A 16306-nucleotide genomic window follows, 5' to 3' on the forward strand; every position below is an offset into this window, starting at 1 on the left:
TGACTACTCGGAAGCCTCGAACAGCATCGGGGTAGTCCAGCCCTCGGGCACAGCGCCCGTCTTGCCGTCGCCCAGCTCCTGGACGACCCAGCCCTCGGGCACGCCGCCCTCGCCCTCCCAGGCACCGACCTGGTGGCAGCTCGCGCAGGTGAAGACGCTCTGGTCGTGCATCAGGTGGCAGGAGTTGCACTGCTGCACGCCGTGGTAATCGCTGTGCGGGTCGAAGCTCCAGTCGGCGGTGGAGGACTCGGTGGCGCCCGGCATCACGCCGGCCCCGGCGTGGCAGCCGCTCTGCAGGCAGAAGTCGTTGGAGAAGGCGACCTTCTCGAACGGCTGCGGGTAGTCGCCGGACAGCTGCACCTGGACCTCGTGCACCATCTGGGGCAGCGTGGCCTCATGGCAGCCGAGGCACTGGTTGTTCGCGGCGGCGCGGTGCTTGTAGACCAGCGAATCCGTGTCGTTCACGAACGTGTCGTAGTACTTGCCCATCGTGCTGTGGCAGATGGTGTCGCAGCACTCAGGGGTGGCATGCCAAGCCCAGCCGGCAACACCGATGACCGTCACGACGACGACCAGGGCGATGACGATGGGAAGGCGCTTGCCCTTCCAGTTGATCTTCTTCTTCGGAGCCTTCTCGGTGGCGGTGGCCTCCGTGGTCTCCTTCTTCTCGTCAGCCATTGTGTTCTCCTCTCGAGCTGCGCTTAGGCACTCAGCGCCGGGTTGTCACCGCAGTACTTCTCGAGCACGTGGTCGTACTTGCGCGTGCGCTCGTCGTACTTGGCGCCACCCTCGGTGAGCAGACCGAGCTCCTCGAGGTCGGCCTCCTGCTCGGTCAGGCCGAGGTCCTCCAGGCACTCCTTCGTCGGGCAGCCGAGCTCCTCGTCCCAACCGAAGCGCTTGTAGAGCATGGTAAGGGCCGTCTGCCAGTCCTCGCTCTCCATCTTGTCGGTGCCCTCGGTGAACGGCTCGATGTCCGGATCCTTGGTGAACGGCCACTCGGTGATGACGTCGTGGACGTTGCGGAAGTCGTTGCAGCCCATGTTGCCGTCAGCGTCGGTCATGCCGCGGGCGGTGTTGACGCGCTGGAGGGTCATGATGCGCTCGCCGGCCTTGTACAGGTCGTCGATGGTGACCTCCTGGCCGGTGACCGCGGTGTAGAACTGGGCCTCGAGGTCCAGGTCGCCACGGTAGCTGCGGTCCTTGTCCGGAGCCATGGCCATCGGCCACACCCAGTTGCACAGCGTCAGCGAGTCATGCAGGACGTCGGTGACGATGCACCACCACGCGAACTCGGCCTTCGCCTCGTTCATCGGGGTGTAGTTCTTGTCGGGGTCGACCGCGTCCTCGCTGCCCCACATCTCCGCGGCCATCTCCTTCTTGAGGTCGATGGGCAGGCCGCAGCCCTGGAAGTTGACGGCGGAGTGGATCATGTCGTCACGGTTGAAGACCATGTTGTACAGGCCGCCGACCTGGGCGAAGCACTCGATGGCGTGATGGACCGGCCAGCCGCGGTAGTTGATCAGGCAGGAACGGGTGTCGTCGAACCACTTGGCGTCGTTCCACTTCTCCGTCCAGACAAGCGGGCCGTGCCCGAGCCAGGCGATGGGCTTGTTCTCGGTGTCGTTGGACGCGATGTCGGAGAGGATCTTGATGAACGGCGTGGGGTCGCCGGCCATGATCTGGTCGAAGCCGTACTCGGCGAACTGGTCGCCGAGCTCGCGCTCGAGGATGCCGTCCACATAGGTGTGGGCGATATCGCGGTAGAGCTGGGCATAGTTGCACCACAGGCCCAGATCGTCAACGACAGCCTGGATGAGCAGGTTGTACAGGATGGACTGCTCGGTGAGCGTGCCTTCCTCGGTCGTGGTGCCGGGGACCTTCATCATGCTCTGCATGTAGCTGGAGAACGGGAAGTTCGGCACGCAGGTGTTGCCCATGGACTCGTAGCCGGTCATCTCGAGGATCTGCGGCTGCTTCACCTGGGCGTAGCAGCGCACGGGGCAGCCGTGGCAGCCGGCCATCTTGACGGTGTACTTCTCAGCCTCGGGTCCGAGGTCCTTCGTGGACTTCATGCAGCGATAGCCCATGGTGTTGGGCTCATGCGGCTTCGGCTCGCCGGTCTCGATGGGACCGCCCTCGGCGGCAGCCCAGTACAGACCCTTGCGGGCCGTCCAGCGGGAGCCCTTGTCGTAGTACTCGGCCCAGGACTGCTGGGTGGAGGGCACGACATGGTTGTTGTTGGAGCCGATGACCTGGTCGATCATGTAGTCGGACAGGTCGGCGACCATCTGCGGGTCGGCGACGTTGACGCCCTTGGTGCCGCGCACGACGACCGCCTTGACGTTCTTGGAACCGAGCACCGCGCCCAGGCCGGCACCCGCGGAGTGGCTGCGGGTGTTGATGACGCAGGCGTACGGAAGCAGGTTCTCGCCCGCCGGGCCGATGGCGGCCACGCAGACGTCGACGCCGTGCTTCTTGCACAGGGCCTCGTTGGTCTCACGGGTGCCCTTGCCCCACAGGGCGGAGGCGTCCTCGATCGAGATCTTGTCGTCATCGATGTAGATGTAGACCGGCTTGTCGGCCTTGCCCTCGATGATCAGGCCGTCATGGCCGGAGTACTTGAGCTTGGCGCCCAGCTGACCGCCGCAGTGGCAGTCGACGACCAGGTGGTCGGTCGTGAAGGTCGACAGGGTGGCCCAGGTGGAGCGGCCGGCCAGCGGCACGCCGGAACCGGTCAGAGGACCGACGCAGAGAACGGCCTTGTTCTCCTCGTCCATCCAGTCGACGCCGGCGGGCACCTCGTCGTACATGATCTTGTTGGCGAAGCCCATGCCACCGATATAGTCCTTCTGCATCGCCTCATCGGACTCTTCGGTGATCTCGCCAGTCGAAAGGTTGACACGGGCGATCCAGCCCATCCAACCGTAAGAGACGTTATCAGCCATTGCGTTTCTCCCTCTACGTTACGCGATCTTGCCGCCGGCGACGAAGTCCTGCTCCTCGCTGACGAGCGGCAGCGGATTCTCCTGACGGGTTGGGCCGGAAGCGTGGTTGACGTCCTCCCACTCGACAAGCTCCAGGGCGCCGTTCGGGCACTGCTCGGCGCAGCGACCGCAGGCGATGCACTTGGAAGACTTGCCGGTCACGGTGTTCACCGTGGGCATGTGCCACGGGCAGGCGGCAACACAGGTGCCGCAGCCGACGCACTTCTCGGGATCGACCTCACGCACGCCGTTGTCGTTCGTGACGATGGCGCCGTGCGGGCAGGCGGTCTGGCACAGGGCGGTGGTGCACATGTGGCAGGTGCGGACATTCCACTCCATGGAGTAGTAGATGCCGTCGCCACTGCCGAGCTCGCTACCGTAGAAGTAGCCGTCGTTCACGTGGATGCGGGCAGCCGCCGGCTGCGCCACACCGTCGTTCAGAAGGGTGCAGCTCATCTCGCAGCGCTGGCAACCGGTGCACTTGGAGCGGTTCACCTTCAGCACGTGAGACGGGGTCGCATAGTAGTCGATCTTGCCCTTCGAACTCGTCGGAGCCGCTGCAGCGGAGTCGGGGAGCAGCCCCAGCGCCACCATGCTGGCCACGAACGCGCTCGATACCTTCACGAACCCGCGACGGGTGAAGAAGGAGTCGAGACGGTCCGCGCCGGAGCCCACATGCTCCAAAGCGGTGTTCTCTTTCATAGTCCCCCCTTTTCGGTCTTCGGCCGCGGCGCCCAGGGCAGACGCCGGACCCGTTTCACGACATAGCGCACGGCGATGTGCGCCATAACATGTCCACACTATTTTCTCTATGCGCGCGCGTATACCGTCACCTCCTTATGGGTAATTTGACCCAGGCGGCGAAAAATGGACGATTTGGCTGTCACCTGGAAGAGGGTATGCCGATTACCTGCGGGTGAGGCCTATCTCCCACCGAGCTGATGGGTGGAGGATTCCGTCAGCGAAATCGACGCGCGCACCATGCCATCACATCATTTGACCGAACCAGATATGCGGATAGCTCTGCGCGAAACGCCATATACGTCATGCATTTTACCTGCGCTGATTCAATGGCACCGAACCACATCCGCACCACAACACTGCGCTGGTGCATAGAGACGCAGACGGTTCGCGTCACCGTCGCGGGGCGCTCCGGCTTCTTACGCCGTACGTCCGCAGGGAGTGTGGCAAAATGGGAGAGTTGTCACACGCGGGCACGCCCCGCAGGAGGTATACGCCAATGCTCTCTGAACGCTTGCTCTCGAAGACCATCGGTTTCGGCGCGACGCATCTGCTGCGCTCCAAGAACGCGGTCAGCCCCATGGTCCCCGCGCCGCAACACGGTCATGAGTATCTGCTCTACGTGCACGTCCCGTTCTGCGACGTGCTATGCCCCTACTGCTCCTTCACGCGCTTCCCGTTCAAGGAGGACCTTGCACGCCGCTATTTCGAGGCCCTGCGCGCCGAGCTCAAGATGATCCACGACTTGGGCTACGAGCCGCCGAGCGCCTATATCGGCGGCGGCACGCCCACCATCATGATGGATGAGCTCGAGCGCACCATCGACTACATGCGCGAGCTTTTCCCCACCATCAAGGAGGTCTCCAGCGAGACCAACCCGCCGCACCTCGACCGCAAGCGCCTGGAGCGCATCTCGCGCATGGTGCAGCGCTTCTCGGTAGGTGTCCAGAGCTTCGACGACACGCTGCTCAAGCGTATGGACCGCTACGAGAAGTACGGCAGCGCCGCTGAGATTGTCGAACGCATCCAGAGCGTCCATGACATGTTCGACACGTTCAACGTCGACATGATCTTCAACTTCCCCGGTCAGACCCCGGAGATGATCCTGCACGATATCGACGTCTTCAAGACAACCGGTGCGAACCAGATCACCTACTACCCGCTCATGGCGTCGCCCGGCTCGGAGAAGCTCATGGAGACCTGCTTCCACGGGCAGGTCGACTACAGCCTGGAGAAGACGCTCTACAACACGCTCTTCGACCGCATGACCGCGCCCGTAAGCGAAGGGGGCGCCGGATTCTTTGCCACCGACGTCTACACGTTCGCCGCCGACCGCAACGCCATGATCGACGAGTACGTCGTGGACTACGCCGAGTACGTCGGCGCCGGATGCGGTGCGTACTCGTTCCTCGACGAGCACATCTTCAACAACGATTCCTCGGTATCCGGCTATATCCAGCGCATCGAGAGCGGCAACATGAGCGTCGCCTCTTGCATCGAGATGGGTCACGCCAACTGGAAGCGCTACCGCATGGGACGTGAGCTGTTCGGCCTGCGTCTCGACAACCGCGCTTGGCGCCGCGACTATGGCAAGTACATCCAGTACGACATGCCGATCGAGTACGGCTACCTCGCCGCGAACGGCGCGTTCGCCACGAACAACGCCGACGAGCTCACGCTCACACGCCGCGGACGCTACCTGGTCCTTGTCATGATGCGTCAGATCTTCATCGGCATGAACACCGAGCGCGATCGTCTGCGTACGCAGCTGCCGGCAAACGAGCGCAAGATGTTCTCGGACTCCGCCGAGCGTCAGATCGCCGCCGCGCGTGCAGCCGATGCGGCGGAGCATCGCGCCAACTAAAACGAAGCTGACATCAAAACACCTGTTCAGTGCGGTGTCTCCATGGGGGACGGGGTAGTTTGGTGCCATGCGGGCGCGACCGCGCCCGCATGGCACCAAACTACCCCGCCCCCCATGGAGACACCTTCGAAAAGAGGTCCCTCGTCTACTCGATTTCCCCGCAGGCGCGCATGTACTCGTCGACGCGCTCGTCGCGCAGCGAGCAGTTCTCGGTGATGATGCAGTCGACGGACAGGATCTCGCAGGTAAAGAGCTCATCGAGCTCCGCCTGCGCACGCTTCACGCGAATGAGATAGTCGCCGATCACCGCCTTGACCGCACAGGTGGCCAGAATCAGGGTGTACATCTTGGATGCCGGAACCCCACCCAGACGCTCCTTGATCTCGTCTTTCGTGATGGCGAGCGCTTCGGCGAACGTCTTGCCCGGCAGCATCTCGGCCAGCGCCGCCGCACTGCCGATGGCAGCCAGGCAACCGTGGCTCCTGAATCCCACCGGCCCGAACGTCTCGGTCTCAGGATCGATGACGGCAAACAGCTGCATCTGAACTGTGCCGCGCTTCTCCTTGCCCACGCTGCAGAAGGCGTTCGCGCCATCGGGCATGCCCCCGTTGGGGGTGTCGGCGATCAGGTCGAGCAGCTTATCGGAATACTCGGTGATCGGCGCGTCGTTTTCAATCTGATACATATCGGGGGTACGCAGGAAGGGCGTGTCCTCGGTCAGTTTCCGCTTGGGCATGGGTCTCTCCTCTTTCGAATTTCCCTCATCGCGGGCGCAATCGCGCCTACGGGTTCATCCCCTTCTCCACGCCGTACCATTCCGCCAACGCCTTTCCCTGGGCGTCGGACAGGTAGAGGGTGGAGTAGAAATACGGCTCGTTCATGCTCGTGCGCACCATATGGATGTCATCGAACGAACCGGACTGCTGCACCTGCTCGAATACCTCGAGCGTCTTCGACTTCGCCCACAGGTACGGCGCGTTCATGAACGAACCGATCGACACGGGGCGCGGGTAGTTCTTCGACTCGCTGCGCACGACATCGACGAAGGTCGCAACCGCGCTGTTCTCAGCGGTCTGGTAGAGCGCGTGAGCGAAGCTGTGGGACATCAGCGCCTTGGAGTACAGGTAGATGCCCTTCTTGCCGAAGATAAGCACCAAATCGGTCACGTCGAGCTCGGGCAGCGGCTCGTCGGGAGAGACATCGGCCCCCTCCAGCTGGACCGTCAGCGGCTTGGGCGCCACCAGCTTGCCCATGGCCGGCGTATCCTCGGCATGCTCATGCGTCTCGATATAGGTGAGCACCTGCTCCTCGAACGCACGGCCATCCATGCCGGCGGGCGCGAGCGCAAGCTTGCGCCAGCGCGATGACTTCGTGAGCTTGCCCTCGTACGACCGCTGACGCACATCGGTCAGCGCCTCGTCCATGGCGCGGATGAAGGCGTTCTGGGCATGGATGCGCTCAAGCTCCTCGGGTGTGACCTCGGGAGCGCCGACAGGCGCCGCCGCGACCGCCTCGTTGTCGAGAGATGCGGGGCCGGCCAGCTCCTTAGACTGCTCCTGCACTCTTGTTCACCTCGCAAAGTCCCGTATTCGAATCAGCATGGTTCAGTGTAGTACAAGCTATACTTTTATATCGCCTAAAACAGGTGACAGAGACCTTTCGCACAGGGTATGGGGGTAGAGGTGCCGCAACGCGAGGACAACCAGGCGATGCCGCCGATCTCGTTTGAGACCTACCGGGTTCTCATCCCCTCCATCGTGGGGCTCGCGCTCGCATCGACGACCATCAACATCGTCGTCCAGCAGGCGCATCGAACCACGGGCGCGGCGACGTTCAACGGCACGTCCATGGTCATCGCCGCTCTCATGTGCGGGTGCCTCTTCTTGGCAACGCTCATGGTGAAACGATTCACGAAGCGATTCGTCTCGGTGTTCGTGCTCGCTTCCACGCATATCGCTGCGCTCTGCTGCCTCGCGCTCGCGCTGCTCTCCGCCCAGGGGACCCAAATCGCGTTCGAACTGTCCGTCATCCTGCAAACCGGCGTCGCGCTCGGGTCCACCTTCCTCAAGTTCTACTGGCTCCGCAAGCTGCGCGGTACGTCCGCCCAGGCCGCAGTCATCGTCGTGTTTTGCGCACTCGCCCTCTCCGAGTTCATCACCTTCGTGCTTAGCTTCTCAAGCGAGGTCGTGTGGTACACCGCGGGTATGCTCCTCAGTTACGCGCAGTTCACCGCCGTTCGCGCATCCCGTGTGCTGGGCGCGGCGGGCGACCCCTTCCCCGCCGTGTCCGAGTCGTATTTCGGCACCAACGAGGACCGCTTCTCCAACCGCAGCTTCCTTGCCGTCGCTGCCCTTGGCATCTGGTGCATCTCCATCCCCATGGGCATGGGACTGGGCTTTTCCGCGGGAGACGCCATCTACATGAGCACCGTCCCCCGCTTCATGGTCCTGCTGTTCGTCGTCGGCGTGTCCCTCCAGTGGATCCGCTTCGGCCTTGCCTCGCGCATGCGCGCCATCACGACGAGCATCTGGGTCGTGATGCAGATCTTCATCGCCCTGGGCGCCATCTTTTTCGCCGTGTGGCCCAAGACGGTCTCGGTCGGTGCCGCGTTCGTCATGAGCTCATCGCTCATCCTGAATGCCTTTGTCTGGTATCTCACCATCGCGTTCATCAGCTTCGGCTGGCGCGACCCGTTTTACTACTGCTCGGCCGCCTGGATCGCCAAGACGATCCTGGTCATTGCCGGTATGCGCGTGGATGCCGTCATAACCCGCCTCATCCCCGATAACACCCCGGTCATCATCTCCATTATGAGCCTGTTCGTGCTCATAGCGGCGCAGGTCGTGTTTACCCGCCTGCTCGCCTCCCCCACCGAGCGCGCCGAGCGCCAGCAGGCGGCAGCTCCCGTAACCGAGGAGGATATCCGTCGCATCCCGCTCATGGGCGTGCTCGCCATCGCACCGCAGGAGCAGGCGCCCATGGTCCAGCAGACTCCCGACGTGCATATCGCCACCTCCGTCATGGAAATGGGTCAACGTTTCGGCCTTACCGGACGCGAGGTGGAGGTTCTCACCCTCTACGCACTCGGCCACACGCAAGCGCGCGTAAGCGAGGAACTGCAGCTTTCGCCGAACACGGTGCACACGCACATCAAGCGCATCTACGACAAGACGGATCTCCATTCACGCCAAGAGATCCTGGACTACATCGCCGAGTACGGAAGCCCCAAGCGCTAGATACGCCGGTCCCGCACGCTAATGGACCGATGTCGCATGAAAATGCCCCGATAATCTGTTTATGAATACATGATCTGTATACCGTACATTCTACGATATGTTATCTCATAGTCTTCTATCTGCACCACGCAAGGAAAACGACCGCACCGCGCAGCATATGCACGGTGCGGTCGCTCAATCACGACTCGCTGTAAGCATCAATTATGGAAGCTAGAACTCCAGCAGCTCCAGGCGATCGAAGACACGGTCGATGCGGGTCAAGAAGTCCCAGGGATCGAAGATCTCGTCGAGCTTCTCAGCCGGCACCGTGCAGCGCGGATCCGCCTCGAGCTTCTCGCGGAACGTCGTGCCCGCCACGCACTGCTGCACCTCGCGCCACGTTGCCATGGCGTTCTCCTGGACGATAGCGTAGGCCTCCTCACGCGTGATGCCCGTCTCGACAAGCGCCAGCAGCACCTTGGAGGAGAAAATCAGGCCGCGCGTCTTGTTGAGATTCGCCTTCATCTGCTCCGGGTAGAGGATGAGGCCGTCGATGACGCGGATGAGACACTGGAACATGTGGTCGAGGGCGATGAAGCTGTCGGCCTGGGCCACACGCTCGGCAGAGCTGTGCGAGATGTCGCGCTCGTGCCACAGAGCCACGTTGTCGAAGGCGACCTGTGCGTTAGCCTTCACCACGCGGGAGAGGCCGCAGACCTTCTCCATGGTGATGGGGTTGCGCTTATGCGGCATGGCCGAGCTGCCCTTCTGGCCCTTCTTGAACGGCTCCTCGGCCTCGAGGGTATCGGTCTTCTGGAGGTTACGCACTTCGGTGGCGATGCGCTCGCAGGTGGCTGCCGTCGTGGCGAGCACGCCGGCGAGATATGCGTGGTGATCGCGGCTGATAACCTGGGTGGACAGCGGATCGTGAACAAGGCCCAGGTGCTCGCAGACATACTCCTCCACGAAGGGGTCGATGGAGGAGTAGGTGCCCACCGCACCGGAGATGGCGCCGAAGGCAACGTTGGCGCGAGCGTCCTTCAGACGATCGAGGTCGCGCTTGAGCTCCCAGGCCCAGCTGCCGAACTTCATGCCGAACGTCATGGGTTCAGCATGGATGCCGTGCGTACGGCCGACGCACAGGGTGTTGCGCTCCTCGAACGCGCGGCGCTTGCAGATCTCGCCGAGCTTCTTGCAGTCCTCAATCAGGATGTCGGTCGCCTGAACGAGCTGATAGCACAGGGCAGTGTCGCCCAGATCGGAGCTCGTCATGCCGAAGTGGACCCAGCGGCTCGGCTTGGGCTCGCCCTCGGGGACGTCCTTGTCGATATACTCGCCCATGTTGGTGAGGAAGGAGATAACATCGTGGTTGGTCACGGCCTCGATAGCGTCGACCTCTTCCTTGTTGAAGGCGGCGTGCTCGCGAATCCAAGCGGCCTCCTCCTTGGTGATGCCGATCTTGCCGAGCTCTGCCTGCGCCTCGCATGCGAGCACCTCGATCTCCTGCCAGATGGCGTACTTGTTCTCCAGCGAGAAGATGTGGCCCATCTCCGGACGGGTATAACGGTCGATCATGGCGGCTCCTTTTTGAGTATTGGCACGCTGTTGGTACCTCTCTATTGTACGCGGCGCAGGCGTTCTTTTCTCTTCGCCGTTGGGGGCGGGCACATTCGACAGATTTGCACGGCCTGCGACCTCGCGGTTCGAGTCATGGCGGCGCACGCACAACAAAAGGTCCCCATCGCTGGGGACCTCGTCATGTACTGGAGCGGGCAACGGGACTCGAACCCGCGAGTGTCAGCTTGGGAAGCTGATGCCTTACCACTTGGCGATGCCCGCATATGCGTTCGCCGGGGCTAACCGACGTAAGGGATAGTATAGCCCGCCCGTTTTCACGGGACAAGGTTTCGAATGGGAAACAAACTCGAACAGCATGAAATCGGCTCACCTTGCTGGTTTTGTGCGCGTGCGCTGCAGCTGGCATCGACCATCTGCCGCCAATGCCTCTAAAACCACCCGATGAGGGATCTGACCTGCATTGTTGGAAATGTTTAGGACCGCAGACGGAAGCGCGTTCGACATATGGCAGAACCGGCGGGATATCCACCAAGTACGCCCTTCTACGATCTCCCTCACCAGTCTGTGAAGGAGGTCCGATATGAGTCCATCGACTTGCGGCGGCAACCGATTGAACGCCGCCGCATTCCGTCACCTGATACCGAACGAAATGGCGAAACCGCCCCTGCGTGTGCTCGACCGCATCAGCGCATCCGTGAAATCGTTGATCGGCGCCATCCTGTTGTGCGTCATTGCGTTCGTGGGCATCGTCCTTGCAGCATATCCGCACGCCGCTTGGGCAGACCCGCAATCCATCGTCGTGGATTCGCTCATCCCCAACCCCTACTCGTATGGCGGGGCGGGAAGCTTCGTCCGGACGAGCAACGGGACGACTCCCGTCGCATACTGCGCGCAAGGCTGGCTCATCACACCGCAGGAGGGCCAGAAACTCGAGCGTCATGGCGATCTCGATATCCCCGAACTCGATTACGTGATGTATCACGGCTACGACGGCGAAACCGTCACCTCCCTCTACGGGCTCGATGAGGAGCAGTCCGAAGCGGCAACCACCGCTGCGGTCTGGCTCGCCATCGGCAACCAGCGTGAGGACATCCTGGGGTACACCGCATCCGATAGCGAAGCGACCCATGGCAACAAGATGTACCTCGAGCGCTGGCAGCGCCTTGAGAACGAGCAGGTCAAAACCGCTGCCATGGACCTGTATGAGGACGCAGTCGACTACCGCAACGAGGGAGCTGGTGGCGACGAGGACGGATGCGCCGTCCTGTGGCTCAACCGCACCGTCAACAACAGCGACGGCACCGCGAGCTACCAAGCCCTCGTGACTGCCAAGAAGACGATTGCCGTCACCTTCCAGAAAACGTCCAGCGCACCCGACATCACCGAACTGAGTTCGGTGTACTCGCTGCAAGGCGCCACGTACGAGGTCTACCTCGCCGATAGCGAACAACTTGTCGACACCATAACCACCGACGAGAATGGACGGGCAACGCTTGCGCTTGAGCCGAACACGTCGTACTACGCGGTGGAAACGTCTGCCTCGACCGGCTACGAGCTCACAAACGAGCACATTCCGTTCAGCACCGGCACCAGCTCCCAAACCGTTGAGCTCACAAGCACCCCGCGCACCTTCGCCTTCGAGATCACCAAGAAGGATGCGGCAACCGGTGGAGCGGCGCAGCCGGGCGCATCGCTTGAGGGCGCAGAATATACGCTCTCCTCCATCACGACCCATCGATTCGCCACCAGCGGAGCAACCGATAGCGAGGGCCACCTGACGCTCGAGGGCATTCCCCTGGGTAAGTTCCAGATTGTCGAAACCCGGCCCTCGCTCGGTTATGTACTCGATACCGGCGTGAAGACCTATGAGGTAACGCCGGAAGATGCCGAGAACGGTGAACCGTTTACCCTCTCCCCTGCCAATGACTTCCCCGAAACTCCCATCGCGTGCGACATCGAACTCATTAAGACGCTCGATATCGGACAGCCGGACGATCCGGACTACGGCTCCACCGCAGCCGAAGGCATCAGCTTCCAGATCATCTCCAACACGACGCATGAGGTCGTTGGCACGCTGACCACCGACGAACAGGGCATGGCAACGAGCGCTGACATGTGGATGGGCGCGGGCACACGCCCTGCAGACGCTGCCGGAGCACTGCCTTTCGACGCCGCGGGCTACACGGTGCACGAAGACCCCGCAACCACGCCTGAGGGATTCACCGCACTTGAGGACTGGACCATCAAACCCGAGGACCTCGTCAACGGCGCAACGCTTCACTTCGCCGTGACCAACACGATGGTCACCTCTCGCGTCACCATCGTCAAAACCGACGCCGCAACGGGCCACCCCGTAACCCAGGCCGGCTTCTCCTTCACCGTGCTCGACGGCACGGGGCAGCCGCTCGATGAGAGTGCCTGGTACCCCGAGGCACCGGCATCCGACACGTTCACGACTGATGAGACGGGCCAGGTAACGCTACCTGCATACCTGCGCGCAGGCACCTATCGCATTCGCGAGACGAATGCGGTGGCACCCTATGTGCTTCCCCAAGAGGACACCGTCCTCGAAATCAGTGAGGACACGGGGTCACCCGAGGCAGCCGTATCTGTCGCGGATAGCACCGCCACCGGATCGGCCACGATCACGAACATCTGCTCCGTCGACGGGCAACCACTTGCCGGCGCTGAGTACGACATCGTCGCGCAGAGCGATATCGTCGCCCCCGACGGCACGGTTTTGGTTCCTGCCGGCCAGGTCGCAGGACATGCGACCACCGGCGCCGACGGCACAGCCCACATCGAAGGCCTGCCCCTGGGAGGGGAACGCACCGGTTACACCCTCGTACAGACCGAAGCGGCACCCGGCCACGCCCTCAACACAGAGCCCATTCCGTTCGAACTCGCCTACCAGGATCAGCAGACACCTGACGTCGAGGCCCGCATCGAGGCGGTCTCCGAGGCGACCGGCATCACGATCAGCAAAGTCAGCGCGCATGACAAGACAAAAGTACTTGCCGGCGCGACGTTCAATATCGTCCCCGTACAGGACGACGAGCAAGCACCAGACAGCAACGACAGCACCGATGAGACCGCGCCAGACAGTGACGACTCCACCGAAGGAGAGGATGTCGAAGCCGACGCAGAAAATGAGCGAATGGAGGACGTCGAAAATGCGGCGGAAACGAACGCTTCCGCAGAAGACGGCGACCCTGTCGAAGATGCGCCAGACGATGAAGCTGATGCCGACCAGGCCACGGAGCCGTCCGTCAACCGACCCTCCGGAAACAATGACGATGCAGCAACCGACGAGGACGAGTCGACACCGTCCGATGACGGAAGCGACACCGATGCCGCCACACAGTACGTGACCGACGAGACCGGTACATGCAGTGCGCTTCATCTTGAGTCGGGAACCTATCGCCTTATAGAAATCAAGGCTCCTGCCGGCTATGTCTCGGACTCCGATGGGCTCACGTTCACCATCGACGAAAACGGATTGATCGATGGCCAAGCGAACCTGCCGGTCCATATTGCCAATGACTGCACCAAGGTCGACATATCCAAGCGCAGCAAACTTGACGAATCGTTCGTCGTCGGTTCACAGCTCGTCGTGCTCGATAGCGAGGACCAAGCTGTCGACAGCTGGACGACTGAAGCAGCTCCCCACCGCATCGAGGGCATCGCACCAGGGTCCTACGTTCTTGCTGAGAAAACTGCGGAGGGCACCTACATCGAGGACACCAAGCTCGAATTCACCGTCAAAGAAACAGCCAGCGTGCAGACAGTCACCATGTACGACGAGGCACCCCTCATCTGCGGGCAGGTCGATAAGCGACAGGAACTCCTAGATGACGAGGGAGGGGCAGGAAGGCTCGTCTCCTACAGCATCGACTTCCGAAATCTCAGCGACACCTGGGTCGACGAATTCACCGTCACCGACGAGATTGAGGCGGCAGCAGATGGTATCGCCGAGGTCGAGACCATCCGGTTGCCTGATGTCACCGGTGATGTCGATGGCCTGGTCAACGTCTGGTACCGGACCGAAGGCGGGTCGGAAGGACCCGAGGCATCGGATGCCAACGCGACGCTCGACGACGGACACGCCAACCCGCAGCTTGAAGACCAGGCGATTCAGATGTCCATCGGTGAAGATGCCCGGGCACTCGACTACCAGGGCTGGAGGCTCCTGAAGGAAAACGTGGAATGCTCCCATGACAACGCCGTCTCCGCCGATGATCTGGAACTTCAAGAGGGAGAACGCATCGTCGCGATTCGATTGGAATTCGGTGCGGTGGAGGCCGACTTCTCCACGAGCCCACAAACCTGGGACCGCTCGGACCTGAAAGATTCGAATGACTCGTTCACCCCCGTCCAGAGCGGCGAGCAGGATACCTCTCAGCCTTTTGTTGTCCGCCTCGCAACCACCGATGCGTTTCGCGATGGCGCGGAACTCTCTAACACAGCATCGGTCGATTTGTATCGAAGTGGCGGAGGAGATGGGCTGGAAGCTCACGACACCGACCGCGTCACGCAGACAGCCGGAGCCGCAACGTGGGACCTCGATCAAACGGGGCTTTCAATCAGAGGGTTTCTTATGGTCGCCGCGACTGCCGCAGGCGTCAGCGCAATCTCCGTCGTCCGGGGAGGATCTCACCGCACCACGCGTAGCACTCGAAGGAGATGGTAATCATCATGGTTTCACGTGACACATCGAGAAAGCCGACCGCTCGGCGCATCGCAATAATTGGCGCACTGCTTGTCGCGCTTATCTGCCTCGGATGCCTCATCTGGCGCTTCGTGGGCACAGACAGGGGGCAGGTTGGCACCACCATCGGCGATTACGAAGGACTGACCCGCGAGGAGATCATTGAGGAGCTCAACCGGTCAGCACGCGAAAACATGATGACCATCTCAGTTGCCCCGAACGCAACGATTCAGGCTGACGGCACGGTCAGGGTGAACGTCATCAACGTTTCCGAGAACAGGTTCGCCCAGCGATTCTCAATCATTCAGAACGACGAGGTTCTCTACACATCGGACCAGCTGAATCCGGGACGAAAGATTGAAACCTGCCACGTGAACGGATTGGAACCTGGGTCCGCCAGCATCGAAATCCAAGCCGTCGACCAGGAAACAGGTGAAGATCACGGCAGCCCCATGCGGGTCAACATCGCGGTCAATGAGGCATCAGCCTCGTAATCAGGCATCGGTAACCGACGATGCCGCGAAGAGAAAGGGATTGACCATGAAAGAACAGATGCATCGAGCTTTGCGACGTTGCACCGCTTGCGCCTGCGCGCTCAGCGCATCGGCGGCGCTCCTCGCCCCGGGAGCGGCATTCGCTGCATTCTCAGATGACGGCGATAAGAACACAACAGAGGTAACCGTTGCGGCAGCGGATGGCAACCTAGAATTTACTGTCCCCACCGTCATTGCCTTTGCCGCCATGCCGGACGGTAAGCTTCAAGCGGCGAATCCCGAAAACCTTGTAATCGAAAACCGCTCGATTTTCGCCATCCACGTAACCAATATGGCGGTGAGCGCTGAATCGCCCTGGACGCTTGTAGAGGAAGCAACGACATCTGGCGTCAACAATTCAATCAGCTTTAAGGTTGGTCCAAACATGAATGCCAGATCCGCATACGAAGCGTCTCACCCAGGTGGAATCGACCTGTCGGGAGATGCAGCTTGGGATATGGGATTTGCTAATTCAGAAAGCTCATCGCTCGAACTGAATGCGGCGGGCAATATCTCAAACACGACGCAGGATCTCTCCCTCGATGGCGGCGTAAAGGCGGCGACGATCACGTGGACCATCGAGGCTGGTCAGCACCATGATGCGCAGAGCAGCTAGCCTCCGAGATATCGCTGCCCGGATTTGCCTGATTGCTGGATGCGCACCACTTCTCTTCGGCGCACAG

At 61.6% G+C, this 16306-nt stretch carries 11 protein-coding genes and 1 tRNA gene; 5 read left to right on the top strand and 7 right to left on the bottom strand.

The window, feature by feature from the left end; translation table 11 throughout:
• Positions 1-3: 3 nt before the first annotated feature.
• Genes H6A21_RS03855 through H6A21_RS03865 form a run of 3 tightly spaced genes read right to left on the bottom strand, consistent with a single transcriptional unit; the run spans position 4 to position 3686 of the window.
• A complete protein-coding gene (locus H6A21_RS03855; RefSeq protein WP_204560411.1) occupies positions 4-678 on the bottom strand; it encodes a cytochrome c3 family protein in 675 nt (224 codons plus the stop codon).
• Positions 679-701: 23 nt separating this feature from the next.
• Positions 702-2945 carry an aldehyde ferredoxin oxidoreductase gene (locus H6A21_RS03860; RefSeq protein ID WP_204560413.1) on the bottom strand — a complete coding sequence of 748 codons (2244 nt, stop codon included), beginning with the start codon at positions 2943-2945 and terminating at the stop codon, positions 702-704.
• A gap of 18 nt (positions 2946-2963) precedes the next feature.
• Positions 2964-3686: a 4Fe-4S binding protein gene (locus tag H6A21_RS03865; protein ID WP_204560415.1), complete on the bottom strand. Its 723-nt coding sequence runs from the start codon at positions 3684-3686 to the stop codon at positions 2964-2966.
• A 538-nt stretch (positions 3687-4224) separates the two neighbouring features.
• On the opposite strand from H6A21_RS03865, the gene H6A21_RS03870 reads away from it, so the two are divergent.
• Positions 4225-5589 carry a coproporphyrinogen III oxidase family protein gene (locus H6A21_RS03870; RefSeq protein WP_204560417.1) on the top strand — a complete coding sequence of 455 codons (1365 nt, stop codon included), beginning with the start codon at positions 4225-4227 and terminating at the stop codon, positions 5587-5589.
• Between the two features lie 145 nt (positions 5590-5734).
• Here the strand turns inward: H6A21_RS03870 and H6A21_RS03875 are convergent, their stop codons facing one another.
• Both H6A21_RS03875 and H6A21_RS03880 read right to left on the bottom strand, forming a co-directional pair.
• Positions 5735-6325 (bottom strand): iron-sulfur cluster assembly scaffold protein, encoded by a 591-nt coding sequence (locus tag H6A21_RS03875; RefSeq protein ID WP_204560418.1) that lies wholly within the window; start codon positions 6323-6325, stop codon positions 5735-5737.
• A gap of 46 nt (positions 6326-6371) precedes the next feature.
• Complete coding sequence (locus H6A21_RS03880) at positions 6372-7151, bottom strand: hypothetical protein (RefSeq protein WP_204560420.1); 780 nt, start codon at positions 7149-7151, stop codon at positions 6372-6374.
• 120 nt (positions 7152-7271) lie between these two features.
• Here H6A21_RS03880 and H6A21_RS11215 point away from each other — a divergent pair, with 120 nt between their 5' ends.
• A complete protein-coding gene (locus H6A21_RS11215) occupies positions 7272-8825 on the top strand; it encodes a LuxR C-terminal-related transcriptional regulator (RefSeq protein WP_204560422.1) in 1554 nt (517 codons plus the stop codon).
• Between the two features lie 210 nt (positions 8826-9035).
• Here the strand turns inward: H6A21_RS11215 and purB are convergent, their stop codons facing one another.
• Together purB and H6A21_RS03895 are read right to left on the bottom strand one after the other, a co-directional pair.
• A complete protein-coding gene (gene purB / locus H6A21_RS03890; protein WP_204560424.1) occupies positions 9036-10379 on the bottom strand; it encodes an adenylosuccinate lyase in 1344 nt (447 codons plus the stop codon).
• 189 nt (positions 10380-10568) lie between these two features.
• Positions 10569-10643: transfer RNA gene (locus tag H6A21_RS03895), tRNA-Gly, on the bottom strand.
• Between the two features lie 319 nt (positions 10644-10962).
• Between H6A21_RS03895 and H6A21_RS03900 the strand changes: the two genes are divergently transcribed.
• From H6A21_RS03900 to H6A21_RS03910, 3 genes are read left to right on the top strand one after another with little or no spacing between them, the layout of a single operon-like run.
• A complete protein-coding gene (locus H6A21_RS03900; RefSeq protein WP_204560426.1) occupies positions 10963-15072 on the top strand; it encodes an MSCRAMM family protein in 4110 nt (1369 codons plus the stop codon).
• Between the two features lie 5 nt (positions 15073-15077).
• Positions 15078-15584 carry a hypothetical protein gene (locus H6A21_RS03905; RefSeq protein WP_204560427.1) on the top strand — a complete coding sequence of 169 codons (507 nt, stop codon included), beginning with the start codon at positions 15078-15080 and terminating at the stop codon, positions 15582-15584.
• 46 nt (positions 15585-15630) lie between these two features.
• A complete protein-coding gene (locus tag H6A21_RS03910; protein ID WP_204560429.1) occupies positions 15631-16239 on the top strand; it encodes a hypothetical protein in 609 nt (202 codons plus the stop codon).
• The last annotated feature ends 67 nt before the right edge of the window (positions 16240-16306 follow it).

Source organism: Collinsella tanakaei (assembly GCF_016902615.1).
In the GTDB taxonomy this organism is placed as follows: Bacteria; Actinomycetota; Coriobacteriia; order Coriobacteriales; family Coriobacteriaceae; genus Collinsella; species Collinsella tanakaei_A.

Coding starts and splice junctions, on each gene's coding strand:
- H6A21_RS03855 (WP_204560411.1), bottom strand. CDS start 678: ATGGCTGACGAGAAGAAGGAGACCACGGAGGCCACCGCCACCGAGAAG.
- H6A21_RS03860 (WP_204560413.1), bottom strand. CDS start 2,945: ATGGCTGATAACGTCTCTTACGGTTGGATGGGCTGGATCGCCCGTGTC.
- H6A21_RS03865 (WP_204560415.1), bottom strand. CDS start 3,686: ATGAAAGAGAACACCGCTTTGGAGCATGTGGGCTCCGGCGCGGACCGT.
- H6A21_RS03870 (WP_204560417.1), top strand. CDS start 4,225: ATGCTCTCTGAACGCTTGCTCTCGAAGACCATCGGTTTCGGCGCGACG.
- H6A21_RS03875 (WP_204560418.1), bottom strand. CDS start 6,325: ATGCCCAAGCGGAAACTGACCGAGGACACGCCCTTCCTGCGTACCCCC.
- purB (WP_204560424.1), bottom strand. CDS start 10,379: ATGATCGACCGTTATACCCGTCCGGAGATGGGCCACATCTTCTCGCTG.
- H6A21_RS03900 (WP_204560426.1), top strand. CDS start 10,963: ATGAGTCCATCGACTTGCGGCGGCAACCGATTGAACGCCGCCGCATTC.
- H6A21_RS03905 (WP_204560427.1), top strand. CDS start 15,078: ATGGTTTCACGTGACACATCGAGAAAGCCGACCGCTCGGCGCATCGCA.
- H6A21_RS03910 (WP_204560429.1), top strand. CDS start 15,631: ATGAAAGAACAGATGCATCGAGCTTTGCGACGTTGCACCGCTTGCGCC.